1 protein-coding gene is annotated in these 334 nt (G+C 29.3%); it reads left to right on the top strand.

The window, feature by feature from the left end; translation table 11 throughout:
* Nucleotides 1–334 (top strand): hypothetical protein (locus KGF41_RS20655; RefSeq protein ID WP_227857148.1); only part of this gene is annotated, 334 nt, incomplete at both ends.

Below are 334 nucleotides of genomic sequence, written 5' to 3'. Positions count from 1 at the left end.
TATGGAAATTTACAGGACATACAAATAGTTCGCATTCAGTATGTGTAGACTCACAAGATAATATTTATAGTGGTAGTGCAGATAAAACTGTAAGAAAAATATCATCAAATGGAGCAGAAGTATGGAAGTTTACTGGGCATACAGGTACTGTGTATTCAGTATGTGTAGACTTACAGAATAATATTATTAGTGGAAGTAATGATAAAATTTTAAGAAAATTGCAGCAGAATTTAGGTATTTTAATTACGAAAGATAATCAAAGTGAAATACATAAAATAACTAAATTGGATACTATCATGAAAGAAGTCTTACCTAATCCCATTGAAATATGGGA

Source organism: Clostridioides sp. ZZV14-6150 (genome assembly GCF_020657875.1).
Classification (GTDB): Bacteria; Bacillota; Clostridia; order Peptostreptococcales; family Peptostreptococcaceae; genus Clostridioides.
This window is presented reverse-complemented; position numbering and strand designations above follow the sequence as displayed.